Source organism: Nocardiopsis flavescens, assembly GCF_900141985.1.
GTDB lineage: Bacteria > Actinomycetota > Actinomycetes > Streptosporangiales > Streptosporangiaceae > Nocardiopsis > Nocardiopsis flavescens.
Map to the genome: position 1 here is coordinate 105,734 of NZ_FQZK01000012.1, position 24,567 is coordinate 130,300.

The following is a 24,567-nucleotide window of genomic DNA, read 5'->3' on the forward strand; positions in this document are numbered from 1 at the left end:
GGTAAAGGGAGCATGGCCCGCCCGCGTCCACCCGGTGGGCGCGGGTCGGACGGACACGGGGAGTGATAGGGAAGGTGGCGAGCGCGTCGGAGGCGAACACGCCGCCCATGAGCTGGGAGGGCATCGACCACGCGCTGAACCGGGTGCGCGGGGAGCTGAAACGGATCACCTTCAACCTCGCCGACCTGGACGGCCACGTCGGACACCGGATGCTCAGGGGCGCCGACCTGCGCGGCACCACCCGGGAGCGCTGGGAGCACGCCGACCGCCACATCCACCGCCTGTGGGAGACCTTCGACGCCTTCCGCCGCGTCGTCGACGACGCCTCCGGACACCGCGCCCTGGGAGGCGGGCGCGCCTCCGACCAGGCACGGCTGACCTTCCTGCTCACCGGCCCCTGCATCGAGACGCCGCTGGAGAAGGCGCCGCTGCACGAGCGCGGGCTGCTGGACGCCGACACCGAGCACATCACCGCGGCCGAGGCCGTCGCCCGGATGACCGCGGACTACGAGGAGGTCACCGAGGTCGTCTCGGCCGCGGAGTCCGCCTGGAACACCCTGCACCCCCGCCTGGCCGGGCTCGACGCCCTGTGGCAGGAGATCGGCACCCTCGGCGACATGATCGAGGAGGCGGGCGGCGGGGACGACGAGGCCCTGCGCTCGGAGCTGGACCGGGTCGGCGACACCGTCCGCCGCGACCCCCTCTCGCTGCTGGGCCCCGACCTCGGGGTCGACGCCTCGGGGCTGGAGCGCCTGCGCAAGCGGCTGGAGGCGGTGCGCGGCCGGCTGCGCGACGCCCTGCGCATGCGCGACTCCTACCGCGAGAGCACCGGGCACCTGGTCTCGGCCGTCGACGACCTGGAGGCCACCCTGGCCTCCCTGCACGAACTGCGCGCCCGCGTCGTCACCCGCATCAGCGAACCCCGCGCTGTCGGCCTCCCCGACCCGGTGCCCGGCCTGCGGGCCCGGCTCGCCGAGATGGACACCCTGCGCTCGCAGGGCCGGTGGCGCGCGCTGGGTGCGCTGTTCGGCGAGGTCCAGGCGGCCGTCCACACCGCGACCGACGACGCGCGCGAGCGCCGGGCGGACCTGGAGGGCCTGCTGGACCGCCGCTCCGAACTGCGCGGACGCCTGGAGTCCTACCGCGCCCGCGCGGTCCGGCTGGGCCGGGCCGAGGAGCCCGGGGTGAGCGAACTGCACGCCCGCGCGCACCGGGAGCTGTGGACGGCCCCCGGCGACCTGCGCGCCGCCACCTCCGCCCTGGCCGCCTACCGCAGGTCTCTGGAGGAACCCGGGGTGACCGAAACCACTCGGGACAGAACCACACCGGGTGCGGACGCGTCAGACGGCGAGAGCGATGGTGGTGTGAGCAGATGACGAAGTGCACGAAGCCCGGCTGCGGCGGTGTGATCGAGGACGGCTTCTGCGTCGTGTGCGGGCTGGCGCCCGCGCCCGGCGCCGCGGCCCCGGCACCCCCCGTCCCGGGAGCCCCGCAGAACCCCCCCTCGACGCCCCCGACCTCCTGGGGGACCGGGCCGCAGGCGGGCTACGCCGCGCCCCGGGAGCCTTCGGGGCCGCAGGCCGGGTACGCCGGGGGCCCGCCGACCGGTCCGCAGGCGCGGCCCCCCGCCTACGGGCCCCCGCCCGCCTCCGGGGCCCAGCGGCCCTTCGGCGCGCCCGTCCCCGGAAGCCCGCCGCCCGGCGCCCGGCCGCAGGCCCCGGGCCCCCGGCCCTTCCCCGCCGGGCACGGGACGCCGCCCGGGGCGCCTTCCGGCGGCGGCCCCGAGCGGGGAGCGGCCCCGTCCGAGGGCGACGACATCGGCGACCCCCTCCACTCCCACCCCATCTCCGGCAACATCCGCCTCTCCGGCAGGTCCGGGCCCGGCAGCATCACCGGCACCATCGGCAGCGGCCCGGGACCCGGCTCCGGCCGCACCCGGCGCTCCATCCGCGGCATGCTCGGCGCGGGCATGGTCGTCGTCCCCCCGGTCCCCTACCGGGACCCGGCCGAGGCGATCATGGAGAACGCGGTCGTCTCCGAGAAGAACCGCTTCTGCGGCAACTGCGGGGAGAAGGTCGGCCGGACCCGGGGCGACCAGCAGGGCCGCACGGAGGGGTTCTGCCGCAAGTGCGGCACCCAGTACTCCTTCACCCCCAAGCTCGGCGCCGGGGACAGGGTGGGCGGCCAGTACGAGGTGCTGGGCTGCATCGCCCACGGCGGCCTGGGCTGGATCTACCTGGCCCGCGACCGCAACGTCAACGACCGCTGGGTGGTGCTCAAGGGCCTGCTCAACGACGGCGATGCCGAGGCGCACAAGGCCGCAGCGGCCGAACGCGCCTTCCTCTCCGAGGTCGAGCACCCCAACATCGTCAAGATCATCAACTTTTCCCAGCACCCCGACGCGCGCACCGGCATCCCCGCCGGGCACATCGTCATGGAGTACGTGGGCGGCAAGTCGCTGCGCGAACTCCTCATGGAGCGCCGCGACCAGGACCCCGACGCGGTGCTGCCGGTGGACCAGGTCATCGCCTACGGCCTGGAGGTCCTGCGGGCGCTCGGCCACCTCCACTCCCGCGGCCTGCTGTACTGCGACTTCAAGCCCGACAACGTCATCCAGAGCGAGGAGCAGATCAAGCTCATCGACCTGGGCGGCGTGCGCCGCATGGACGACGCCGTCAGCCCCGTCTACACCACCCCCGGCTACCGGGTCCCCGAGGACGAGCTGCGCGGCCCCGGCCCGACCGTCAGCGCCGACCTGTACTCGGTGGGGCGGACACTGGCCGTGCTCAGCTTCCGGTTCAGCTTCATGCGCGAGTACCCGCACGAGCTGCCGCCGCGCTCGGCCGTGCCGCTGCTGGAGCGCTACGAGTCCTACGACCGGCTGCTGCGCCGCTCCACCCACCCGGACATGGAGCGCCGCTTCCACGACGCCTCCGACATGGCCGACCAGCTCACCGGCGTGCTGCGCGAGGTGCTCTCCGACATGGAGGGGGCGCCCCACCCGGCGCCCTCCACCCTGTTCGGCGGGGAGAACTTCACCATCGGGTCCGACGTGGGCCGGGCCGACCGCCTGCTCCTGCCGCCCGCCCCCACCGAGGCGGCCACGCTGCTGCCCGCGCCCCTGATCGACCCCTCCGACCCCGCGGCGCAGCACCTGCGGGGCTTCCAGGCCCTGACCCCCGAGGAACTGGTCGCGGCCCTGGTGTCCATGCCGGAGCCGACCCCGGAAACGCTGCTCATGCTGGCCCGGACGCTCATCACGCTGGGCAGGCACGGGCAGGCCATGGACGCCCTGCACCAGTTCAGCGAGCGCGTCCCCGGCGACTGGCGCACCATGTGGTACCTCGCCGTCGCCGAGCTGAGCACCGGCGACGTCCAGGCCGCCCGCCGGCACTTCGACGAGCTGTACGGCCACCTGCCCGGGGAGACCGCCCCCAAGCTGGGCCTGGCGCTCGCCTGCGAGCGGACCGGCGAGCACGCGGTCGCCGCGCGGCACTTCCAGAACGTGTGGAACACCGACCACTCCTTCGTCAGCGCGGCGTTCGGCCTCGCCCGCATCCGGCTGGCCCAGGGCGACCGGAACGGGGCCATCGCGGTCCTGGACACGGTGCCCGAGCTGTCGAGCCTGTACGTGCACGCCCAGACCGCGCTCATCGCCGTGCTGGCGGCCCGCCACCCGGGCCGCGACGCCGGCGACCTGGTGCGCGCCGGACAGCGCCTGGAGCGGCTCGGGCTCGACAGCGAGTCCACCGACCGGCTGGCCGTGCGGGCCCTGGAGTCCGCGCTGGACTGGCTCGGCGCGGGCGGCCGGGCCGACGGGACGGAGCTGCTGGGCGGCCCGCTGGACCAGGCGGGTGTGCGCACCAACCTGGAGCGGCGCTACCGTGACCTGGCACACCGGTCCACCGAGGCCGCGGAGCGGTACGAGCTGATCGACAAGGCGAACTCCCTACGACCCGTGACGCTGCTGTGAGGACCGAAGGAACAGCGATGACGATGGTGCGGACCTGCCCGGGGTGCGCCGACAAGGTGGCCGCGGGCGACGCCTTCTGCGAGCGCTGCGGCCACTCCCTGACCGAAGAGGTGCGCCGCGACCCGGCGCGGGACACGGCCGGGGCCGGAGCGGATCCGGCCGCGCCGGCCGCGCCCGACCTGGTCCCCGCGGACGGCGGGCCCACGGCCCCGCAGGTGAGCCTGTACGGCGCCGACCGGTACGAGGGGCGGGAGGAGGCCGCCGAGGACGCGGTGTCGGGGCCGACCCCCTCGGGCTCGACCGCCCGGGAGGAACCCCACCCCCAGGGCGTCTACCGCACCGTCAACCCGGCCGACGTCACGGTCGCGGGGGTCATCCCCTCGGAGGCGACCGCCCGGTCCTCGGGCGCGGCCCCGTCGGACCCCGCGCGCCGACCCGGCGCCCCGTCGGGCTCCACGGCGCCCTCCGGCGCCCCCAAGGGACCCGCGCGCCCGCCCGGCGCCCCGTCGGGCTCCACGGCGCCCTCCGGCGCCGTTCCGCCCTCGGGCGCGCCGGTGCCCGGAGCGCCCCCTGCCGGGGCGCCCCGCGGCCCCGGCCGCTCCCTCAACGACAGCCTGTCCGTGGACGACGACTGGGACGCCATCGACTCGCTGGCGACCCAGCCCGTCCGCCGCGACCCGCGGCCCGCGCGGCCCGCCCCTGAGCGGGTCGCCCCCGACTGGCTCCCGCCCGCCGCCTCCGGCCCCGTCCGGCCCGCCGATCCCGGCCTGTGCGTGTGGTGCCCGGGGCGGGTCGTGGACGGCTACTGCGAGCAGTGCGGGTTCCTCCAGCCCACCGGCCGCGACCACGTCGAGGTGCGCACCGACTCCGTCGTCGGGGTCAGCGACCGCGGGCTCAGACACCGGCGCAACGAGGACGCCATGGCCGTCCGGGTCGTCCCCGACGACGCTCCGCACGCCGCGGGGGTGGTGTGCGCCGTGGTCTGCGACGGCGTTTCCAGCTCACCCCGCTCCGACGAGGCGTCCCGGGTCACCGCCGAGACCGGCGCGACCGTCCTGGCCGAGCAGATGCGGCGCGGCGTCGACGCCCGCGAGGCCACCGGCGTCGCCATGACCCGGGCGGCCGAGGCCGTCGCCGCCATCGCCGACTCCCCCAGCTCGGCCCCGGCCTGCACCTTCGTCTCGGCCGTCGTGGACCCCGGCGCGGGCACCGTCACCGTCGGCTGGGTCGGCGACAGCCGCGCCTACTGGCTCTCCGGCGGACCGGCCTCCAGCGGTTCGGCCCTGCTCACCAGGGACGACTCCTGGAGCGAGGCGATGGTGCAGATGGGTGCGCTGTCCCGGGAGGAGGCGATGCGCTCCGCCAACGCGCACGCCCTCATCGCGTGGATGGGCGCCGACTCCGGCGAGATCGACGCGCACATCTCCACGGTCACGCCCACCGGACCCGGCGCCGTCCTGCTGTGCAGCGACGGCCTGTGGAACTACTACCCCGAGGCCCGGGCCCTGACCGAGGCGGTGCCCGCCGCGGGCACCCGCCCCGTGGAGGCGGCCCGCACCTACGTCCGCCTCGCCCTCGAAGGGGGCGGCAGGGACAACATCACCGTCGTCGTCATCCCCGTGCCCGCAGGGGGTGCCGCCCGTGCCGAACAGGGCTGAGGGCACCGCCGGGCCGCGGTTCCGGGTGGAGGTCGACCAGAACCGGTTCCTCCCCCTGGGCGGACGGGAGGTGCACGCCGTCGTCGGAGTCTCCTCCACCGGGCCCCCGGTCGTGGGCGCGGACGTGCGGGCGACGGAGATCATCGTCATCGACACGTCCGGCTCCATGTACGGGGAGAAGATCATCGCCGCCAAGCAGGCGGCCCGCGCCGCCGTCGCGGCCCTGCGCGAGGGCGTGCGCTTCGCCGTCATCGCCGGGCACAGCCGGGCGGAGACGATCTACCCCGCGTCGAACACGCCGGCCGTGGTCGACGCCTCCACCCGGTCCGAGGCGATGGAGGCCGTGGGCCGCCTGCGCGCCGACGGCGGTACCCGGATGGGCGCCTGGCTCACCCGGGCGGCCGAGCTGTTCGCCACCGTCGACGGCGGTGTCAAGCACGCCATCCTGCTCACCGACGGGCAGAACAACGAGGTGGCCGCCGACTTCGACCGGACCCTGGCCCGGCTCGCCGGGACCTTCGTCTGCGACTGCCGCGGGGTGGGCACCGACTGGAAGGTCGAGGAGCTGCGCAAGATCGACGCCGCGCTGCTCGGCGGTGGGCCGGGGATCATCGCCGACCCCGCCGGCATGGCCGCCGACTTCCGGGCGATGACGCGGGCCTCCATGGGCAAGGCCGTCGCCGACGTGGCGCTGCGCCTGTGGACGCCGCGGCACGCCGTGGTGCGGTACGTGAAGCAGGTCGCCCCCACCGTCCAGGACCTGACCGGCCGCGGAGTGGAGCGCGCCCCCCAGTCCCGGGACTACCCCACCGGTTCCTGGGGTACGGAGAACCGCGACTACCACATCTGCGTGGAGGTCCCCCCGGGCGACCCCGGCCGCCAGCTGCGCGCCGGATGGGTGCGTGTGGTCCTGCCCGGCTCCGGTGGCGCCCCGGACGAGGTGGCGGCCTCGGGGAACATCCTCGCGGAGTGGACCGCGGACGAGAACAGGGCCACCGAGATCGACCCCCGGGTGGCCCACTACACGGGCCAGGTGGAACTGGCCCAGGCGATTCAGGACGGACTGGCGGCCCGCCGCTCCGGGGACGACGACACCGCGACGACACGGCTGGGCCGGGCCGTCGCGCTCGCGCACGGATCCGGGGACGAGGAGACCGCCCGGCTCCTCGGGAAGGTCGTCGACGTCCTCGACCCGGTCACCGGAACCGTCCGGCTCCGCGCCGGCGTCGAAAAGATCGACGAGATGACACTGGACACCAACTCGACCCGTACCGTCCGGACCCGGCCCCGCCCCTCGGGACCGGGCGGCGGAGCCCCCGGACCCGGGTAGGAGGGACCCATGCCGAGCTGCCCCTCCGGGCACCACTCCACGGCGGCCGACTTCTGCGATGTCTGCGGACTGCGACTCCAGGCGTACGACCCCGCACCCCCCGCCTGGTCGCAGGGGCCGTCGGCCGTCCACACCCCGCCGACGGCCCACGTGCCCCAGCCGAACCGGCCGCCGCGGGAGTCCCCGCCGCGGCGGCCCCCCGGCGCGCCCAGGGGAGGCCCCTGCCCGGAGTGCTCGACCCCCAGGACCGGGCGGTTCTGCGAGGAGTGCGGGTACGACTTCGCCTCCCAGCAGCGCCGGGAGCCCGGCGACGAGGGAGCGGCCTGGCGGGCCACCGTCACCGCCGACCCCGCCTACTACCAGTACATGGTGAACCAGGGGATGCTCGACCCCGAGCGCATCCCCTTCCCGTCGTACATCAAGCCGCGCCGGGTGGAGCTGTCCGGCGAGCGGGTGCACATCGGGCGGGCCAGCGCCTCGCGCGGGTTCACCCCGGAGATCGACCTCGGCGGTTCCGGCGGGGACCCCGCGATCTCCCACATCCACGCCATCCTGGTCTCGCGCCCCGGCGGCGCCTGGGTCCTGGTCGACCCCGGGTCGACCAACGGGACCACGGTCAACGGGACCGACAACCCCGTGGCCCCCCATGTGGAGGTCCCCCTGAACGACAACGACCGGATCTATGTGGGCGCATGGACCGTCATCATCCTCCAGAAGGGGTGAGCCCCCGTTGATTCCCTCCTCCAGCACCCCGCCGGAGCCGACCCGCTCCACCGCGCCGGCGGTGCCCGGCCGCACCGGGTCCCGCGCCCGTGACGGCCGGCCCCGGCTGCGCCACCGGCTGGCCACGACCCCCGCCCGGGTGTGGCTGCTGACCGTGGTGAGCTGCGCGGCGGTCATCGGCCTGTTCGCCTCCGCCGCGCACACCCTCGACCAGGCGCGCAGCGGCCTGGACGTGCTCGGCCGCGGCGCGGGGCCCCAGGCCATGGCCACGACCGAGCTGTACCTGTCCCTGGCCGACATGGACGCCCGCATCGCCGACGTCCTGCTCATGGGCACCGACCACGACCTCGGTTCGGGGCGCGAGGACGCCCTCGGCCAGTACGAGGCCAGCCGGGAGCGGGCCAACGAGGCGCTGCTCCAGGCGGCGTCGCTCACCGAGGGCGAGGGCGTGCAGCAGCGCAACGTCGAGGAGGTCCTGGACGGGCTGGGCGCCTACGAGCGGCTCGCCACCGAGGCCCTGCTGCGCAACGACGAGGCCGGCGCCGCCCCCGGTGAGGTGGACGCGGGGGCGCTGGAGGCGTACCGGGGGGCCACCCGGATGATGCACACCGAGCTGCTGCCCAAGGCGTTCAACGTCGGGCTGGACTCCTCCGCGATCGTGCGCGCCAACCACGAGGAGGGGCAGGCCGCCGTCACGCTGGGCCTGCTGTGGGTGGGCGGCGTCGGCGCGGCCGTGCTGCTGTCGCTGTTCGGCCTCCAGGTGTACCTGCGGCTGAGGTTCCGCCGCCGGTTCAACCTGCCGCTGATCGGCGCCTCCGCGGTCACCGTGGTCCTCACCGCCGGTGTGGTGCTGGCGCTGGTGAGCAGCAGCGGACACCAGAGCGCGGCCAAGGACGAGGGCCTGGACGCGGCGATGTCGCTCGCCCGCGGCGGGGCGATCGCCACCGACATGCAGGCGGACCAGAGCCGCTACCTGCTGGACCCGGACCAGGCCGACAACTACCAGCAGGTGTACCTGGAGCGGTCCCAGCAGGTGCTGTTCCGCCCGGTGAGCAACCTGGCCGACTACTACACCGCCATCGACGAGGTGGCCGCCTCCTACCCGGAGCTCCCCGGGGGCGGAGACGGCGACCCGGGCACCCTCGGCTACCTGGGGGAGCGGGCCCACGAAGCGCTGCTGCCCGGGCAGGAGGAGCGGCTGGCGCAGGTGCTGGAGGCCTACAACGAACTCCAGACGCAGGACCGGCGGCTGCGCGAGGCGGTGCGGGACGGCGACACCGGGGAGGCCATCGACGTCCGGATGAACGTCGCGCACTCCGGGGACGGCACCTTCGCCGCCTACGAGGAGGCGCTGGGCGGACTCACCGAGGTGCACCGGGAGGCGTTCGACGAGGGCATCCGGCGCGGGGACGCGGCGCTGTCCGCGTGGACGTGGCTGCTCCCGGCCGGCGCCCTGCTGCTGCTCCTGCTGGTCGCCCTGGGCGTGCGCCCCCGCCTGGCCGAGTACCGCTGACCCCCGAGAGAGAAGGACAAGGCCGATGAGGTTTCGACACCGCCGCGTCGCCGCGGCGGCAGCGCTGGCCGCCGCCGCGGTGTTCGGGCTGCCCGCCTGCTCGGCGGTGCTGGGCGGGGAGGAGTCGCTGGTCGACGCCGACTCGCTCACCGTGGGAGTCAAGTCCGACCAGCCCGGCCTGGGGCTGGAGACGGAGGCGGGCAGCGGCGAGTTCGAGGGCTTCGACGTCGACGTGGCCCTGTACATCGCGGAGCGGCTCGGGGTGGCCCCGGAGAACGTCGATTTCGTGGCGGTCACCTCGGCCGAGCGCGAGGAGAAGCTGATCAGCGGCGAGGTGGACATGGTCGTGGCGACCTACTCCATCACCCCCGCGCGAAGGACCCAGGTGACGTTCGGCGGCCCCTACTACGTGGCCAAGCAGGACGTGCTGGTGCGCGCCGACGCCACCGGCATCCAGGGCGTGCGCGACCTGGAGGGCCTGTCGGTGTGCCAGGGGGCGGGCTCCAACTCGGCGGCCCGCATCACCGAGGGCCTGGGGATCCCGGTGGAGGAGGTGGAGGGGGAGACCTACAGCGACTGCATCGAGCGGCTCAGCTCGGGCCGCGTCGACGCCGTCTCCACCGACAACCTGATCCTGGCCGGGTTCCTGGCCCAGAGCCCCGGGGCGTTCCGCTTCGTCAACAACCCGTTCACCGACGAGAAGTACGGTGTGGGGCTGCCCTACGGGGACATCGAGGCCTGCGAGGCGGTCAACAACGCGATCAGCCGCATGTACCAGGAGGGCGACGCCACCGAGATGCTCGACCGCTGGTTCGGTGAGACCGACCTGGAGATGGTGTACAGCGTGCCCCAGTTCGAGGGGTGCGACTGATCCCCGCGGGCCCGGTGGGAGCGGCGGTGCCGCTCCCACCGGTGTGTCCGCGGGACTCGGCGGCGGTCGTCCGGTGGTGGCCCGCCGGGGGGATATGGCAGATACTGACCCCTATGTAAGGCAATGGGGGTCCAGGATGGGAGTTGTCCGTTGACCATCGTCGAGTTCCTGAGCGCGCGCCTGGACGAGGACGAACGCGCGTCGAAGGCCGTACCCGTGGGAGCACGCGGCCGGGACCGGGCGCTGGCCGAGGTCTCCGCCAAGCGCAAGATCGTCGAGGGGTACACCCGGGCGCACCACGCCAGCATGCGCAGCCTCCAGCCCACGCTCGCCGGGGCCGCCCCGGGGCCCACCCGGCAGGGCGAGGACCCCTGGTCCGAGCTGCTGGCCTGGCGGCTGGCCGTCAAGTACCTCGCCGCCGTCTACCGGGCCCACCCCCAGTACGACCGCTCCTGGGAGGACTGAGCGGCGGGGCCGGGGCCGCGCGCCGTCAGGACGGCGCCAGACCCGGCAGCGCCGCCACGGCCTCCACCAGGTCGGCCCCCGCCGCGTCGGGGGCGCCGAACACCTCGGGGAAGCGCCCCTCCAGGTGCGCCGACCACCCCGTGACCAGGCCCGCCCTGGCCGCCCCCGCCACGTCCCAGCCGTGCGCCGTCACCAGGGCGAGCCGCCCCGGGACCACGCCCAGGGAGCGGGCCGCCGCCCGGTAGGCCTCCGGGGACGGCTTCCACGCCCGGCCCGGACCGCCGCCCAGGACGCCGTCCACCAGGCCCCCCAGCCCGGCCCGCTCCACCAGCTCCAGGGTGGCCGCCGGTCCCGCGTTGCCGAACAGCACCGCCCGCGATCCCGCCGTGCGCACCGCCGCCAGCGCCGCGGACGCCTCCCGGCGCGGCTCCAGCTCCGACAGCCCGTCCACGATCGTGTCCTCCGCGGCCGGGGCGATCTGGTGGCCGGTGACGTCGCGCAGCGCGCCGCGCACCGCGTCCTCGAAGGACCGCCCGCCCCCCACCAGCGCCAGGGCGAACACGTCCCGCGCCAGGTGGTCGGCCCAGCGGCCCATCAGGACCCGGGGGATGCCCGCCTCCCGGAACCGCCACTCCAGCGGGGCCAGGGGGAACAGGGTGTCGAGGACGTCGAAGGCGACCACGGCCGGACGCGCGGCCCGGCCCGGGGGGACAGGGGACATCGGTGCGACTCCAGGGGGGAGGAGGGACGTGCCGCCCGGAGTCCTACCCCGTTCCCGCGGTCCCCTCGCGCCGTCGGCCGGGGCCGGTCGCGGCCGGACCCGGCCGGTCGGGACCGGCCCGGCGCCGGAGGGGGCGACGGCCGTCCGGACCGGGGACCGGCTCAGAGCCGGTCGAGGAGGGGGACCTGCTCCACCGCCCACGGGCTGAGCAGCCACGGGGTGCGTGCGGCCACCGCCACCAGGTCCTCCCACTCCGCCCATGCGTACTCGGCGACCTCCGCCGGGTCCGGCTCCGGGACGCCCTCGGCGCGGGCCCAGAACACCGGGCAGAACTCGTTCTCCACGACGCCCTCGGCCGACACCGCCCGGTACCGGAAGTCCGGCAGTGCCGGGCGCACCTCGGACAGGGACAGGCCCAGCTCCTGCTCCGCCCGGCGGCGCACCGCCTCCTCCAGGCCCTCGCCCGGGGCCGGGTGGCCGCAGCAGCTGTTCGTCCACACCCCCGGCCAGGTCGTCTTGCCCAGGGCGCGGCGGGTGAGCAGGACGCGCCCCGCACCGTCCCGGACGTAGCAGGAGAACGCCAGGTGCAACGGGGTGTCGGCCGTGTGCACCTCCGCCTTGTCCGCCGTGCCCACCGGCCGGTGGTCGTCGTCGAGCAGGACCACGAACTCGCGCCCGGTGGCCGTCGGTCGTATCACTGGACTCCCCCTACCCGCGGGACACCCCGCTTCACCTGTGTCCTTCCATGGTCACCCGTACCGGGCACCGTTTCGTGCGCATAAGGTTCCTCTGGGCGAAGAGTCGCGCCCGGCAGGACGTCCAGTGGAGTGAGCGGATGACGGAGACGAACACGGTGGCCGCCGAGGAGACCGGGTCCATCGACCCCGAGCAGATGCGGGTGTGCCTGGACGTGATCGCCAGGGTCGGGTCCCTGCCCGGGGACCACCCCGATTCCCGTGTCCTCCAGCGGGCCAGCGCCAAGCTGTTCAAGGCCGTCAAGGAGAACCGCCGCCGGGAGCGCCGCAGGGCCCGCCGGGAGCACGACGACGCCGTGTTCGCCGCGACCGCCACCGCGGCGCCCGACCGCATCGACGACGAGACCAACGGGCGGATGCTCACCAGCACCTCCACCGGCGAGCTGGCCGGGGTACTGCGCAAGGCGCGCGCGTGCTACATCTGCAAGCAGAGGTACCGCGAGGTCGACGCGTTCTACCACCAGCTGTGCCCGGGCTGCGCCGCATTCAACAGGGAGCGCCGCCACGCCCGCACCGACCTCTCCGGAAGGCGCGCCCTGCTCACCGGCGGCCGGGCCAAGATCGGCATGTACATCGCGCTGCGGCTGCTGCGCGACGGGGCGCACACCACCGTCACCACCCGCTTCCCCAACGACGCCGTCCGCCGCTTCGCCGCGATGCCCGACAGCGGCGACTGGATGCACCGGCTCCGGGTCGTCGGGATCGACCTGCGCGACCCCGCCCAGGTGCTGCGCCTGGCCGACGAGGTGGCCTCCGCCGGGCCGCTCGACATCCTCATCAACAACGCCGCCCAGACGGTGCGCCGGTCCCCGGCCTCCTACGGCCCGCTCATCGAGGCCGAGGCGCACCCGCTGACCGGCGACCGGCTGCCGCGCCCGCTGGTCCTGGGCGGGGTGGGGTCGCTGGCCCTGGAGGCCTCCGACGCCCTGGACCGCAACGCCCTCACCCCGGAGATGCTCACCTCGCTGGCGCTGACCACCGGGTCCGCGTCGCTGGAGCGGGTCCGGGCGGGCACCGCCGTCGACGCCGGGGGGCTGCTGCCCGACCTGGCCGCGGACAACAGCTGGACGGACCGGGTCGGCGCCATCGAGCCCGTCGAGATGCTCGAAGTGCAGCTGTGCAACGTGACCGCGCCGTTCATGCTGGTGGACCGGCTGCGCCCGGCGCTGGCGGCCTCGCCCGCGCGGCGCACCTACATCGTCAACGTGTCCGCCATGGAGGGGGTGTTCGGCCGCGGCTACAAGGGGCCCGGCCACCCGCACACCAACATGGCCAAGGCCGCGCTCAACATGCTCACCCGGACCAGCGCGGAGGAGATGCTGGAGACCGACGGCATCCTCATGACCAGTGTGGACACCGGGTGGATCACCGACGAGCGGCCCCACCCGGACAAGGAGAGGATGGCCGAGGAGGGCTTCCACGCGCCCCTGGACCTGGAGGACGGGGCGGCGCGCGTGTACGACCCCATCGTCCGCGGTGAGGACGGCGAGGACCTGTACGGCTGCTTCCTCAAGGACTACGCCCCCGCCAACTGGTGACCTGGCCGCCCCGCGCGGCACATGGTCCGGTGTCCGTCCGGGGCACGGCCCGCCTGTGGGCCCGGCACCCGGGCCCGCGCCGTCCGTCGGCCTCGGGCGGCGCGCCGCGCCCGCCCGGGCCCGTCCTACGTGGCGCATGATCCCCGGCCCGTTCCGGCTGGTGACCGGGCGCGTCCCGCGTGGCGCCCGGTCGGGTGTCCGTCCGGGGTGCGGTGCCCGCCTGTGGGCCCGGCACCCGGGCCCGCGCCGTCCGTCGGCCTCGGGCGGGTTCACCGCACGTGGCCGTTGCGGAAGGCCCAGGCGACCAGCTCGGTGCGGTTGCGGGTGCCCAGCTTGGTCTGGATGCTCGCCAGGTGGGTCTTGACCGTGCTCACCGTGACGTGCAGTGCCGCGGCGATCTCGGTGTTGGTCCGGCCCAGCGCCACCGTCCGGGCGATCTCCAGCTCCCGGGGGGTCAGCCCGCCGTCCTCCGGGACCCGCACCGGGCGGCCCCCGGAGGCGAAGTGCCGGATCAGCCGGACGGTGATCTCCGGGGATATCAGCGCGTCCCCCCGGACCGCGGCCCGCACCGCCTCCACCAGCAGCGCGGCCCCGGCGTCCTTGAGTAGGAAGCCGACGGCGCCCGAGGACAGCGCCGCGTTGACGTACTCGTCCAGGTCGAACGTGGTCACCACGACCACCCTGACCGGGTCGGCGGCCAGCCGCCGGGTGGCCTCCAGACCGTCGATCCCCGGCATGCGGATGTCCATGAGGACGACGTCGGGGCGCAGCTCCCGGGCGAGCCGCACCGCCTCCAGGCCGTCCCCGGTCTCGCCGACCACCTCGATGTCGCCCTCGGCCTCCAACATGTAGCGGAACCCCGTCCGCACCATCTGCTGGTCATCGGCCAGCAGGACCCTGATCGCCATTCGGCACCCCCGTTCCCACCCTCAACTGTGCCCGGTCCGGGGGCGGCCGGGAGGTTGTCCACAGGGCTTTTCCGGGAGGCGGACGCGCACCTCCCAGCCGTCGGCGCCCGGACCCGCCGCCAGCTCCCCGCCGAGCAGCCGGGCCCGCTCCTCCATGCCCACCAGCCCGTAGCCGCCCGAGCCGGCCGACCCGCGGCCGTCGTCGAGCACCGACATGCGCACGCCCTCCCCGGCCGCGGACTCGACCTCCACCGAGACCCGGGTGGCGCCGCGCGCGTGGCGCCGGGCGTTGGTGACCGCCTCCTGGGCGATCCGCACCAGGGCGGTGCCCACCTCGGGCGCCAGCCCGGACAGGGAGCCCTCCACCCGCACGGCCACCTCCAGGCCGCCCGAGGCGCCCGCGAGCCGGGCCAGGCCCTCCCGGGCGTCGGACTCCGGCGGCGCCTCGTCCGGCTCCCTCAGCCGCGACACCAGGGAGCGCATGGCCTCCAGGGCGCGCGCCCCGGCCGCCTCGATCTCCGGCAGCGCGCGGACCGCCGCCTCGGGACGCGTGTCGGCGATCCGGCGCAGCGCCTGCGCCTGCACGACGATGCCCGTGACCTCGTGGGCCACCACGTCGTGCAGGTCGCGGGCGACCGCCAGCCGCTCCTGGGCGCGCGCCCGTTCCACGTGGTACTCGCGCTGGTGGCGGCGCCACCGCAGGTAGAACCCGGGGGCCAGGCCCACCGCGAGCAGCAGCAGGGCCGGGGTGAGGGACTGGCCCACCCCCTCCCGCAGCGGGTCGGAGGCGGCGGCCAGGAAGGCCGCCGCCGACACCGCCCCGATCCACCGGGCGTCGCAGCGCAGCGCGGTCACGGCCAGGGCGAGCGCCAGGGCGCAGGCCTCGGAGACCGCCACGGGGTAGCCGAAGATCCCCTTGGGCAGCGGCCACAGCGCCAGTGAGGAGGCCGCCACCACCAGCGGCGCGGCCAGCGCCGCCGCCCCGGTGGCCGCGGTCCGGGCCCGCGGGTGCAGCGCCAGCAGCACCAGCGCCCCCGCCGCCGCCCCCGAGGCGGCGGGCAGCCAGTCCCACGGCCCGTGCGGCGGCCCCGGCCACGCCGCGGCGGCCCGCCCGCTGCGCACGGTCAGCAGGTCCCCGGCCACGGCCAGCGCGAACGCGAGTGCCGCGCCTCCCCAGAGGATCCGCTCCCCCGGAGGTCCGCTGAGCGCCTCGACGATCCTGTTCAGCCCCATGGGCCTCAACCCTAGGCCGCGCTCCTCCGCTTATCCCTCCCCCGAAAGGACGAGGCCGCGGACCGGCCTTTCAGCCGATACCGGCGAAGCCCCCGGCGGCCACCCTGGAAAGGGTCGGCGCGCTGTGCGCCGACGGACACCGCCGCGCCGGACGGGACCGGGCGCTCGGGCGCCCCCCGTGGACGGGCGGCCCCGGGACACGGCCGCCGGGCGCGGCGGCACCACCACCGGCACCCCGCGCGGGTGCGGCGGTCCGGAACGGCGACGAGGGGGATCCGATGGCGGGGGAGCCGATGGCGGAGACGGTGCGGGCCGGGGAGGTGCGGGCGCCCGCCGCGGCGGGGGGCCCGCCCGCGGCGCGGCGGAGGGTGGAGTTCCTCGACGTCGCGCGGGCGCTGGCGATGGTCGGCGTGGTCCTGATGAACGTCACCGCCGTCGTCTTCTCGGCCGAGAGTGCCGGGACGCGGCCGATGGACACCGCGGTGTCGGTCGTCGACGGCGCCCTGTCGCTGCTCATGTCGGGCAAGGCCAGGGCCATGCTCATGGTGCTGCTCGGCATCGGGGCGGTCCTGGCGTGGCGGGCGGCGGACGGGCGCGGGGAGCGGCCGTTCGCCCTGATGCTGCGCCGGTACGCCGCCCTCGGCCTGCTGTTCGGCCTGCCGCACCTGCTGGTGTTCTCCGGGGACATCCTCACGCACTACTCCATCACCGCCCTGGTGCTCGCCCCGCTGATGCCGGTGCTGCTGTCCGGGGGCCGGTGGAGGCCGCTCGCGGTCGCGGCGGCCTGCTTCGCGGCGGCGCCGTTCGTCGAGTACGCGGTGCCGGTGCCGGGCGAGTGGTCCGCCCTGCTCCTCCTGGTGCCGCAGACCCTCGGGTTCTTCTGCGCGGGCGTCTGGCTGGCGCGGCGGCCCGAGCTGGACCCCGGCCGGGACGGGGAGCCCTCACGGCTTCCCGCGGCCATGGTCTGGACCGGCCTGATCGGGCAGGTCCTGGGGATCGCCGCGCTGTTCGCCTCGGACCTGCTGTTCCCCCGGGAGTTCGGTCCCGACGGTGTGCCGGTGCTGGGTCCCGACGGGACGCCCGTGACGGCGCCCGGGGCCGAACTGCTCACCTCGGTCTTCGCGACCCTGTCGGGCCTCGGCGGGGCCCTGTTCTACCTGGGACTGGTGTGGTGGCTGATGCGCAGGAGGCGCGGTGCCGCGCGGGTCCTGGGCGGGCTCGCCCCGCTGGGGCGGATGACGCTCACCGTGTACCTGGGCAGTACGGCGGTGTTCCTGCTGGTCATGGGCCCCTGGGAGACACAGGTCCCCATGCTCGCCCAGTACGCGCTGGCCGCCGTGTACTTCGCGGTGATGCTGGTGTTCGCCCGCCTGTGGTCGGCCCGGTTCCGCTACGGTCCGCTGGAGTGGGTGTGGCGCATGCTCGTCCACCTGCGTCCCCTGCCCCTGCGCCGCCGACCACGAGCGGTCCGGGCCGGCGCACCCGCCGGACCGGACACGGTGCCCTGACCACGGGTTCGCCCCGGGTTCACGCTCGGCCGCTGCCGCTGCCGCTGCCGCTGCCGCTGCCGCCGTCCGCGGCGGCGGGGCACCCGCCCGTGGCCCGCCGGACCCGCGGGCGGGCGCGGCGGACCGCGCGGGTCGGAGCCGCTGCGTGTCCGCGGTACCGGTGCGCCGGGGTCAGCCCCCGGCCACGGAGGGCAGGATGCGGATGTCGGAGCCCGCGGGCACCGGGGTGTCCAGCCCGTCGAGGGCCCGGCACTCCTCGGCGTCCACGAACACGTTGACGTACCGGCGCAGGCGGCCCTGCTCGTCGCGGATGCGCCGGTCCAGGCCGGGGTGCTCGGACACCAGCCGGTCCAGCACGTCGCGCAGCACCGCGGCCGGGCCGACGTCCACGGGCAGGTGGGCGGCGTCCCCGGCGTCCGCCCGCAGCAGACCGGGAAGGTGGACCGTCACACTCATCTCACACCTCCGTCGCCCGCACGCACAGGACGTCGGGCAGGTGGGCCGCCACCTGCCGCCAGGGCCCGCCGTCGGCCGCGAACACGTCCCCGCCGCGGGTGCCGAAGTAGAAGCCCGGGTCGTCGGCGCCGTCGGTGCAGGCGGCGTCGCGCAGCACGATGCCGAAGTAGGGCTCCTCGGGGAGCCCCTCGCCGGCCGGCACCCACCGCCCGCCGCCGTCGTCGGTGCGGTACACACCCAGCCGGTGCCCCGGCGGCAGGTGGACCTCCTGGCTGACCACCGGGAAGTTCAGCGCCGTGCCGGGCAGGTGCGGGTGCGCGACCATCGCGAACCCGAAGTCGGTGGGCAGGCCCGCCTCGACGGCCCGCCACCCCTCCCGGGCCGGGTGCCCGGACCGGTAGACGCCGTGGTGGTTCTGGGCGTACATCGACCCGTCCGAGGCCAGCGCCACCTTGTGCACGCACTGGCCGTACTCGGGCTCCTCCTCGGGCAGGAACACCGCGGAGATGCCCCGGTTGGCCGGGGACCAGCTCCTGCCGTCGTCCCGGGTCTGGTAAACGCCGCCTGTGGACATGGCCACGGTCATCGCCTCGGGCGAGCGGTCGCCGCCGCCCAGCACCCCGGGCAGGATCGTGTGCACCGCCCCGCCGCCCGCGCCGGGGAACCAGTCGGCCCGGTGCGGGTGGTCCCACAGCGCGCGGACCAGCTCGAAGCTCTGTCCGCCGTCCGCCGACCGGAACAGGGCGTGCGGCTCCACACCGGCGTGGACGACCCCCGGCACGTCCCCGAACGCGAACTGCCACACGCGGGTGAGCGAGGCACCGGTGTCCTCGGGGAAGACCAGCGGCGCGGACTCCGGTTCGTGCCAGCTGTCCCCGGCGTCGTCGCTGTACCAGACGCTCGGGCCGAAATGCGAGCTCTCGGCACCGACCAGGATGCGTTCGCCGTGCGGGTCGATCCCGACCGCGTACACGGCGCTCATGCTCGCGTGGTCGGCGCTGTCGAGCCGGTGCGGACCGCGTACCTCCCAGGTGCCCCGGTCCTCGCCGCGGGCGGTGAAGAGACCCTTGCGCGTGCCTATGACCAGTAAGTACGTCATGTTCGGCTCCGTATCGTGAAGCGGATCACACCACTCTCGCACGTCTTCGCGACAAACGGTGAGGGGCTCCGGGAGCACGTCGGGTTCCGGTCATCTATGAGCCTTCAATAGTAAGGAACCCGAACGATTTACCGTGGGTGGCGAATTGGCCCCGCCGGGAAATGCGGCCCCGAGGAGCCCATAACCTCCACGTGGTCGGAAAGCGTATCGGCTAGGGGATTCATGTAACCGGGGTACTGCGGTTGTCAGACCAGGGGCGCTCTGCAATAAAATTCCGGCCCAACCGGCGTCACCGTACGGGACAGGGCCTGAGCCCGTGCGGATGCGTTCCAAAACCCCCATCAGGTCCAGACGACTTCCCGCTCTCCCGGCACTCAAGGGGCGTTTCGGGACTACCGTCCCAATGGTCCCACGCCCCAGGTAGAACCGGGTCCACTCGATAGGGTCCGCCTCATGCACCACCCCCCCGACACACTTCACGCCCGCAAACGACGCAAGGCCCGGGCCATGATCGTGTCAGCCGCCTTCCAGCTCTTCGCCGAGCACGGATTCGACAACGTCACGGTCGCCGCCATCGCCGAGCGAGCAGAGGTCGGCCGGACGACCTTCTTCCGCTACTTCGGCGACAAGCAGCAGGTGCTCTTCGCCGACGAGGGAGCGGAGGTCGAGCGCCTGTGCACCTATGTACGGGACAAGGCCCCCCGTCCGCTCGGCGACGACCTGGGCGCCGCCGTCGAGCTGCTGAGGGAGGCCTGCGTCGCCGCCCGTCCGCACGCCGCACTCTCCCCGGCGCACTCGGTGGTCCTGGTGCGCCTGCTCCGGGAGAGCACCGACCTGCGCTCCCGCTACCTGCTCACCCGCCAACAGCGGGCCACCCGGCTGGCCGGGGCGCTCATGGAGGTCGGTGCCCCGGAGAACGTGGCCGTCCTGGCCTCGCACATCGCCATGGCCTGCGAACTGACCGCCATGCGGCTCGCCCAGAGCCCGGACGTCTTCCCCGACCGTATGGACGAGGCCTACGAGCTGCTGGGGTCGCTGGGCGGTGGGCCCGGCTGAGCCGGGGGGCTCGGACGTCGTGTTCGCGGACCAGGCGCGTGAGCCTGCGGCCGAAGAACACGACGACGAGCAGCCCGACCGCACCGATGAGGGCATAGGGGGCGCGCAGAGCGCCCTCGTGCCCCGTCAGCGGGGTGAGGGCGGCGACCATCACCCCGCCCGCCGCCATGCCCAGGGCGCTGATACCCCAGCTCACCGTGCGCATGGCGGCGTTGACCCTCCCCAGCAGCCGGTCGGGGGTGATGCGCTGGCGGAGGGAGGTCATCGCCACCGCGTAGCCGAGGATGAGACCGCCGGCCAGCAGGTAGCCGACGGCGACCACGGGCGTGAGCGGTAGCGCCGCGACCACGCAGTAGACCAGGCCGGTGGCGGTCAGGCAGACGACGGGCAGGGTGCCGTGCGGCAGGACCGACCGCAGCAGGGCCACCGTCTGGCCGCCGACGACCCCGCCGATCGCGGCGAACGCCATGACGAGCCCGAACCCGACCGGACCCAGGCCCAGCACGTCCCGCATGAACAGCACCTGGGTGGACAGGGCGGTGGCATAGCACCCGTTGACGGCCAGGGCGATGCCCGCGACCAGGCGCAGCAGCGGCTGCCGGGTGATCGCCCGGACGCCCTCGGCGAGGTCCGCGCCCACGCCCCGCGGTCCGCTCCGCCCGGCCTCCCGTGCGGGCCGGTCCCCGTCCGCGCCGCGCATGCGCACCAGGGCCGTGACGGACACGGCCACGGGCCTCGCGGACACCTTGAGTTCCCGATCGGAACACTCCGTGACCGCCCCCGCCCGACGGACGGCGTCCCAGGTCACCGCCGTTTTCCGCCTCCTGGCCCGTCCGGCGGGCCAGGGCCAGGCGCCCGTCGGGTGTGAGGCGGGCGTTGGCGTGGGTAGTGTGGGGCATCGAGGGCCTCCTGGTGGCCGGTGGGACGTCGCAATCCACACCGATACCGGAGGCCCTCTTCGTGTGTGTCGGGCGGGGTGGGTGTTACCAACCTCTGTGGTCAGTACACCTAGAGCTCGCGGGCGGCGGCCAGCGCGGCCTCGAACCCCTCGTCGAAGCGCAGGATCCGGGAGACCCGGCCGTCGCGGACCTCGAAGAGGGTGGCGGTGGCGACCGGGGCGGTCCCGGGGACGTGGTCGGGGCGGCCGGGCCAGGTGGCGTCCTGGGCGACCACGGTGTGCCGCCCGTCCACGGAGTGCGCCCTCGTCGGCTCCAGCCGGATTCCGGAGGAGCCGACCCACTCCACGCACGCGTCCAGGCCCCTGGCCGTGCCCCGGGGACCGCCGACCTCCACGTCGGAGGCGGTGACCGCGCGGACCGCGTCCAGGTCGCGCGCGTTGACCGCCCGGTGCCAGCGGTCGAGGGGTTCGGGCAGCGGGTCCATGTGCGCCTCCTGTGTGCGTCGTCGGCGTGATCGTCCACTACTGTATGCGAAACGCATGGAAATGGAGGGGAAGCGTGGCGGAGAACGAGGACGGCCCCGGCCGGACGCTCTTCCGGTTCGTGCGCCACTGGGCGCGGGGGTGGAACGGCACCGACGGCGGCGACGCGAACGGCCGCGACGTGATGGTGGTCGAGGCGGTCGCCGACCTGGCGGACCGGGCGACGGTCACCGCCGTGGCCGAGGAGCTGGGCATCGACCAGTCGGGGGCGAGCCGGATGGTGGCGGGGGCCGTCGAGCGCGGGCACCTGCGCAAGGAGCCCTCCCCCGGGGACCGCCGCGCCCGCGTCCTGGTGGTGACGGAGCAGGGGGACGACCTGCTCCGGTCCGCCCGGGGCTGGCAGGAGGCGGTCTTCGCCGAGTTGGCCCGGGGCTGGCCGGAGGAGGACGTGCGCACCTTCCGGCGGCTGATGGCCTCGCTCGTGGAGCGCCACCCGCGCGGGTCCGGGGCGGCCCGGCGGTGACGGGGCGCCGGGTCCGGGGTTCCCCGTCGCCGTGAACCGGGCCCCGGACGCCTTCGCCGTCGTCCCGGGCGGCCGGCCGGTGCCCGGGAGCCGCACCCTTGGTGGGCGGGGGGCGTCCGCGCCCCCGGGGTGGTGGGCCCGCGTTCCCGGCCGTGCTTACCCCCGTCCGGGCGTCAGGGCGCTGCGTTCACGGGCGATGGGGACTGCCGCCGACCGGGACGCGGGGGACCCCGGTGCGGAGCACCGCCGAGCGGACGGCGTGGCCGCACGGGGGCGCTCCCACCTCGCGTGACGCCGCCCTGAGAGGATCGTCCACGATCCGAGGGTGCACAGAATCCTGGAAGGGGCCGACGACACCATGAGACCGACCGTCGCACGCGGACCGGCCGGGGCCGCCTGATGCCCGCCCACGAGGAGAAGGTCCTGGTCCGCGTCGAGGGCCGCCTGGGGCGGCTCACGCTCAACCGTCCGCGCGCCATCAACGCCCTGGACCACGCCATGGTCACCGCGCTGCGGACGGCCCTGACCGCCTGGGAGCACGACGACTCCGTCGCCGCGGTGCTCATCGACGGCGCGGGGGAGCGGGGCCTGTGCGCGGGCGGCGACATCCGCGCGATCTCCGCCAGTGCCCGCGCCCGCGACGGCGCCGCGGCCGCGTTCTGGCGGGACGAGTACCTGCTCAACGCCTACATCGCCCGCTACCCCAAGCCCTACGTCGCCTTCATGGACGGGGTGGTCATGGGCGGCGGCGTCGGGGTGTCCGCGCACGGGTCGGTGCGCGTCGTCACCGAGCGCTCGGCCGTGGGCATGCCCGAGACCACCATCGGGTTCGTCCCCGACGTGGGCGGCACGTACCTGCTGTCCCGAGCCCCGGGGGAGGCGGGGACCCACCTGGCGCTGACCGGCGCCTCCGTGGGCGCGGGAGACGCCCTCGCCCTGGGCCTGGCCGACCACTACGTGCCCGCCGACCGGCTGGCCGACCTGGCCGCCGCCCTGGCGGGGGCCGCGGGGGCCGTCGACGTGGCCGCGGCGGTGGACCGGTTCGCCGGGGAGGCGCCGGCCCCCGTCCTGGCCGGCGCGGACTGGATCGACGCCTGCTACTCCGCCGCCACCGCCGAGGAGGTCGTGGAGCGGCTGCGCGGCCACGGCGACCCGGCGGCGGCCACCGCCGCCGCCGCGGTCCTGGCCAAGTCCCCCACCTCGGTGAAGGTCGCGCTGGAGGCGCTGCGCCGGGCCCGCGGCCTGCCGGATCTGGCGGCGGTCCTGGAGCAGGAGTACCGGGTCTCCTGCGCCGCGCTGGACTCCGCCGACCTGGTCGAGGGCATCCGCGCCCGGGTGATCGACAAGGACCGGAGCCCCAAGTGGGTGCCCGACACCCTGGCCGGGGTCTCCGACGGGGACGTGGCCCGCCACTTCCTCCCGGCCCCCGACGGCCCGCTGGGCCTGGCCGGCCCCGCCGTCTCAGGCGCGCCGTGACCGGGCGGGGGCCGGGCCCGCGGTACCGGTGACCGGGGCGGCGGGCGCCCGCCGCGACCGGCATCGCGGCGGACGCCCGCCCGGCCCGGGACCCGCCGGCCGGCACCGGCGGCTCCCGGGGCTTTCCGGGGCGGGGCCCTAGAGGGTGGTGAGGGTGACCTCCAGCCGCTCCGGGCCGTGGTCCTGGATGTAGGACGCGAAGTCCGCCACGTCGTCGAACGCGAACCCGTAGGCCTTGCCGTCCTCGGTGTTCTCGTGGAAGACCGACGCGTACTTGTTGGTGACCTCGTCCAGGTAGAAGCCGGACGGGTCGTCGGTGGGCTGGTTCGCCGAGGTGAGCAGGGTGGACCGGTTCAGGGCCGCGCCCAGGATCGCGGCGACCGGGCCGCTGATCCCGTCGTTGGGCGCCGCCAGCGCCCCGTCGCAGAACAGCACGTCGCGGGTGGAGGGGCGGTCGAAGGCGCGCACCCCGCCGTCGAACGTGAACCGTCCGCCCTGCACCCGGCCGGTGAAGGTCCCGGCGTTGGTGGTGACGGTCAGGTCGTTGCTCGCGTAGTGCGACCACACCCGGTCGATGTACGGGTCGAAGTAGTCGGCCGGGAAGAGCCCGGCGTCCAGCGCGTGTCCGGGGGCGATGACCCGCAGGTCGTCGTACACCAGGGCGGAGAACACGGGGTCGGCGGCCAGGGCCTGGAACACCGCGTCGCGCCCGCCGGGGCGGAAGAACCCGGTGCTCTGGTCGGCGTCGCCGAGCAGGCGGATGCCGATGGGCACGCTGAACTGGTCCACCATGCTGGTGTTGCAGAACATCCCGGCGTCGTTGTGGGTGAACTCGACGGTGTCGTGCAGCACGTCGAACCCGGGGGACCCCTCCACCCACCCGGCGGGCAGCTGCGGCGCGGGGTTGCCGTTCCCGTCGGCGACGATGCGGATGTGCAGCGGGCCGCCGAGGGAGAGGTAGATCCGCCCGGACATGTACGGCAGGGTCAGCCCGGCCAGGTCGGCGAACGGGATCGAGTAGTCGGTGTACCCGTCCGGTCCGTTGTCGTCCAGGCTCACGGGGTGGGAGACGCCGTCGGCGCTCACCCTGCTGTGCTGTCCGGTGGTCAGGTCGGTGCCGATGACGTAGGCGAGGATCTCGCCGTCGGAGAACCTCCCGGTCTCGTTCGTGAAGCTGACTGGGAGCGCTCCCGGGTTGGCCGCGTCAGAGGAGGCGGAGAGGTCGGCCGTCGCCTCCCGGGGGGCGCAGCCGACGGTCCCCAGGAGGGGGACGGTGGCGGCGGCCCCGAGGCCGCCGAGGAAGAGCCTGCGGTCGATCATGGATTTCTCCCCAGAGGTAGCGGGTGCGGAGAACTGGCACTAAACGATCATTCGGCAACG

21 protein-coding genes and 1 pseudogene are annotated in these 24,567 nt (G+C 75.1%); 13 read left to right on the top strand and 9 right to left on the bottom strand.

The window, feature by feature from the left end; genetic code table 11:
- The first annotated feature begins 107 nt into the window (after positions 1 to 107).
- The 8 genes from BUE45_RS19485 to BUE45_RS19520 all read left to right on the top strand — a co-directional run bounded on the left by BUE45_RS19485 (position 108) and on the right by BUE45_RS19520 (position 10,533).
- On the top strand, positions 108 to 1,376 hold the full coding sequence (locus BUE45_RS19485; protein WP_073380795.1) for a hypothetical protein: 1,269 nt from the start codon (positions 108 to 110) through the stop codon (positions 1,374 to 1,376).
- Complete coding sequence (locus tag BUE45_RS19490; RefSeq protein WP_245833357.1) at positions 1,373 to 3,973, top strand: serine/threonine-protein kinase; 2,601 nt, start codon at positions 1,373 to 1,375, stop codon at positions 3,971 to 3,973. Before BUE45_RS19485 ends, BUE45_RS19490 begins: the two co-directional genes overlap by 4 nt.
- A gap of 272 nt (positions 3,974 to 4,245) precedes the next feature.
- The gene (locus tag BUE45_RS34095) at positions 4,246 to 5,631 is read left to right on the top strand and encodes a PP2C family protein-serine/threonine phosphatase (RefSeq protein ID WP_449406659.1); all 1,386 of its coding nucleotides are present in this window, start codon (positions 4,246 to 4,248) and stop codon (positions 5,629 to 5,631) included.
- The gene (locus tag BUE45_RS19500) at positions 5,615 to 6,961 is read left to right on the top strand and encodes a vWA domain-containing protein (protein ID WP_073380901.1); all 1,347 of its coding nucleotides are present in this window, start codon (positions 5,615 to 5,617) and stop codon (positions 6,959 to 6,961) included. Before BUE45_RS34095 ends, BUE45_RS19500 begins: the two co-directional genes overlap by 17 nt.
- Before the next feature lie 9 nt (positions 6,962 to 6,970).
- Entirely contained in the window at positions 6,971 to 7,684 is a 714-nt protein-coding gene (locus tag BUE45_RS19505; protein ID WP_073380796.1) for an FHA domain-containing protein, read from the top strand.
- Positions 7,644 to 9,197, top strand: coding sequence for a hypothetical protein (locus tag BUE45_RS19510; RefSeq protein ID WP_394328527.1), 1,554 nt, complete (start codon positions 7,644 to 7,646; stop codon positions 9,195 to 9,197). Before BUE45_RS19505 ends, BUE45_RS19510 begins: the two co-directional genes overlap by 41 nt.
- A 25-nt stretch (positions 9,198 to 9,222) precedes the next feature.
- Positions 9,223 to 10,068, top strand: coding sequence for a glutamate ABC transporter substrate-binding protein (locus BUE45_RS19515; protein ID WP_073380797.1), 846 nt, complete (start codon positions 9,223 to 9,225; stop codon positions 10,066 to 10,068).
- A 150-nt stretch (positions 10,069 to 10,218) separates the two neighbouring features.
- Positions 10,219 to 10,533, top strand: coding sequence for a DUF6221 family protein (locus tag BUE45_RS19520; protein ID WP_073380798.1), 315 nt, complete (start codon positions 10,219 to 10,221; stop codon positions 10,531 to 10,533).
- A 25-nt stretch (positions 10,534 to 10,558) separates the two neighbouring features.
- Here the strand turns inward: BUE45_RS19520 and BUE45_RS19525 are convergent, their stop codons facing one another.
- Entirely contained in the window at positions 10,559 to 11,254 is a 696-nt protein-coding gene (locus BUE45_RS19525) for an HAD family hydrolase (protein WP_073380799.1), read from the bottom strand.
- A 161-nt stretch (positions 11,255 to 11,415) separates the two neighbouring features.
- Entirely contained in the window at positions 11,416 to 11,952 is a 537-nt protein-coding gene (gene idi / locus BUE45_RS19530; RefSeq protein WP_073380800.1) for an isopentenyl-diphosphate Delta-isomerase, read from the bottom strand.
- 137 nt (positions 11,953 to 12,089) lie between these two features.
- Between idi and BUE45_RS19535 the strand changes: the two genes are divergently transcribed.
- Positions 12,090 to 13,547, top strand: a complete 1,458-nt coding sequence (locus BUE45_RS19535) for an SDR family oxidoreductase (RefSeq protein ID WP_073380801.1) — start codon at positions 12,090 to 12,092, stop codon at positions 13,545 to 13,547.
- Between the two features lie 269 nt (positions 13,548 to 13,816).
- Here the strand turns inward: BUE45_RS19535 and BUE45_RS19540 are convergent, their stop codons facing one another.
- Together BUE45_RS19540 and BUE45_RS19545 are read right to left on the bottom strand one after the other, a co-directional pair.
- Positions 13,817 to 14,455: a response regulator transcription factor gene (locus BUE45_RS19540; RefSeq protein ID WP_073380802.1), complete on the bottom strand. Its 639-nt coding sequence runs from the start codon at positions 14,453 to 14,455 to the stop codon at positions 13,817 to 13,819.
- Positions 14,456 to 14,476: 21 nt separating this feature from the next.
- Positions 14,477 to 15,688: a sensor histidine kinase gene (locus BUE45_RS19545; RefSeq protein WP_073380803.1), complete on the bottom strand. Its 1,212-nt coding sequence runs from the start codon at positions 15,686 to 15,688 to the stop codon at positions 14,477 to 14,479.
- Positions 15,689 to 15,966: 278 nt separating this feature from the next.
- Here BUE45_RS19545 and BUE45_RS19550 point away from each other — a divergent pair, with 278 nt between their 5' ends.
- Complete coding sequence (locus BUE45_RS19550; RefSeq protein WP_394328528.1) at positions 15,967 to 17,196, top strand: DUF418 domain-containing protein; 1,230 nt, start codon at positions 15,967 to 15,969, stop codon at positions 17,194 to 17,196.
- A gap of 171 nt (positions 17,197 to 17,367) precedes the next feature.
- Here BUE45_RS19550 and BUE45_RS19555 read toward each other — a convergent pair whose 3' ends face one another.
- Both BUE45_RS19555 and BUE45_RS19560 read right to left on the bottom strand, forming a co-directional pair.
- Complete coding sequence (locus BUE45_RS19555) at positions 17,368 to 17,652, bottom strand: ubiquitin-like small modifier protein 1 (RefSeq protein WP_073380804.1); 285 nt, start codon at positions 17,650 to 17,652, stop codon at positions 17,368 to 17,370.
- Between the two features lies 1 nt (position 17,653).
- Positions 17,654 to 18,751 carry a beta propeller repeat protein gene (locus BUE45_RS19560; RefSeq protein ID WP_073380805.1) on the bottom strand — a complete coding sequence of 366 codons (1,098 nt, stop codon included), beginning with the start codon at positions 18,749 to 18,751 and terminating at the stop codon, positions 17,654 to 17,656.
- Between the two features lie 453 nt (positions 18,752 to 19,204).
- Between BUE45_RS19560 and BUE45_RS19565 the strand changes: the two genes are divergently transcribed.
- Complete coding sequence (locus tag BUE45_RS19565) at positions 19,205 to 19,807, top strand: TetR/AcrR family transcriptional regulator (RefSeq protein WP_073380806.1); 603 nt, start codon at positions 19,205 to 19,207, stop codon at positions 19,805 to 19,807.
- Positions 19,808 to 19,988: 181 nt separating this feature from the next.
- On the opposite strand, the pseudogene BUE45_RS19570 reads toward BUE45_RS19565, so the two are convergent.
- Positions 19,989 to 20,507, bottom strand: a pseudogene (locus BUE45_RS19570) (MFS transporter); the annotation flags it as partial.
- Positions 20,508 to 20,815: 308 nt separating this feature from the next.
- Positions 20,816 to 21,190: a nuclear transport factor 2 family protein gene (locus BUE45_RS19575; protein WP_073380807.1), complete on the bottom strand. Its 375-nt coding sequence runs from the start codon at positions 21,188 to 21,190 to the stop codon at positions 20,816 to 20,818.
- Positions 21,191 to 21,264: 74 nt separating this feature from the next.
- Here BUE45_RS19575 and BUE45_RS19580 point away from each other — a divergent pair, with 74 nt between their 5' ends.
- Positions 21,265 to 21,711: a MarR family winged helix-turn-helix transcriptional regulator gene (locus BUE45_RS19580; RefSeq protein ID WP_245833358.1), complete on the top strand. Its 447-nt coding sequence runs from the start codon at positions 21,265 to 21,267 to the stop codon at positions 21,709 to 21,711.
- A 399-nt stretch (positions 21,712 to 22,110) separates the two neighbouring features.
- Complete coding sequence (locus tag BUE45_RS19585; RefSeq protein ID WP_073380808.1) at positions 22,111 to 23,187, top strand: enoyl-CoA hydratase/isomerase family protein; 1,077 nt, start codon at positions 22,111 to 22,113, stop codon at positions 23,185 to 23,187.
- A gap of 138 nt (positions 23,188 to 23,325) precedes the next feature.
- Here the strand turns inward: BUE45_RS19585 and BUE45_RS19590 are convergent, their stop codons facing one another.
- The gene (locus BUE45_RS19590) at positions 23,326 to 24,507 is read right to left on the bottom strand and encodes a beta-1,3-glucanase family protein (protein WP_073380809.1); all 1,182 of its coding nucleotides are present in this window, start codon (positions 24,505 to 24,507) and stop codon (positions 23,326 to 23,328) included.
- Positions 24,508 to 24,567: the final 60 nt, after the last annotated feature.

Coding starts and splice junctions, on each gene's coding strand:
- BUE45_RS19485 (WP_073380795.1), top strand. CDS start 108: ATGAGCTGGGAGGGCATCGACCACGCGCTGAACCGGGTGCGCGGGGAG.
- BUE45_RS19490 (WP_245833357.1), top strand. CDS start 1,373: ATGACGAAGTGCACGAAGCCCGGCTGCGGCGGTGTGATCGAGGACGGC.
- BUE45_RS19505 (WP_073380796.1), top strand. CDS start 6,971: ATGCCGAGCTGCCCCTCCGGGCACCACTCCACGGCGGCCGACTTCTGC.
- BUE45_RS19510 (WP_394328527.1), top strand. CDS start 7,644: ATGTGGGCGCATGGACCGTCATCATCCTCCAGAAGGGGTGAGCCCCCG.
- BUE45_RS19515 (WP_073380797.1), top strand. CDS start 9,223: ATGAGGTTTCGACACCGCCGCGTCGCCGCGGCGGCAGCGCTGGCCGCC.
- BUE45_RS19525 (WP_073380799.1), bottom strand. CDS start 11,254: ATGTCCCCTGTCCCCCCGGGCCGGGCCGCGCGTCCGGCCGTGGTCGCC.
- BUE45_RS19535 (WP_073380801.1), top strand. CDS start 12,090: ATGACGGAGACGAACACGGTGGCCGCCGAGGAGACCGGGTCCATCGAC.
- BUE45_RS19540 (WP_073380802.1), bottom strand. CDS start 14,455: ATGGCGATCAGGGTCCTGCTGGCCGATGACCAGCAGATGGTGCGGACG.
- BUE45_RS19545 (WP_073380803.1), bottom strand. CDS start 15,688: ATGGGGCTGAACAGGATCGTCGAGGCGCTCAGCGGACCTCCGGGGGAG.
- BUE45_RS19550 (WP_394328528.1), top strand. CDS start 15,967: ATGGCGGGGGAGCCGATGGCGGAGACGGTGCGGGCCGGGGAGGTGCGG.
- BUE45_RS19555 (WP_073380804.1), bottom strand. CDS start 17,652: ATGAGTGTGACGGTCCACCTTCCCGGTCTGCTGCGGGCGGACGCCGGG.
- BUE45_RS19560 (WP_073380805.1), bottom strand. CDS start 18,751: ATGACGTACTTACTGGTCATAGGCACGCGCAAGGGTCTCTTCACCGCC.
- BUE45_RS19565 (WP_073380806.1), top strand. CDS start 19,205: ATGCACCACCCCCCCGACACACTTCACGCCCGCAAACGACGCAAGGCC.
- BUE45_RS19575 (WP_073380807.1), bottom strand. CDS start 21,190: ATGGACCCGCTGCCCGAACCCCTCGACCGCTGGCACCGGGCGGTCAAC.
- BUE45_RS19585 (WP_073380808.1), top strand. CDS start 22,111: ATGCCCGCCCACGAGGAGAAGGTCCTGGTCCGCGTCGAGGGCCGCCTG.
- BUE45_RS19590 (WP_073380809.1), bottom strand. CDS start 24,507: ATGATCGACCGCAGGCTCTTCCTCGGCGGCCTCGGGGCCGCCGCCACC.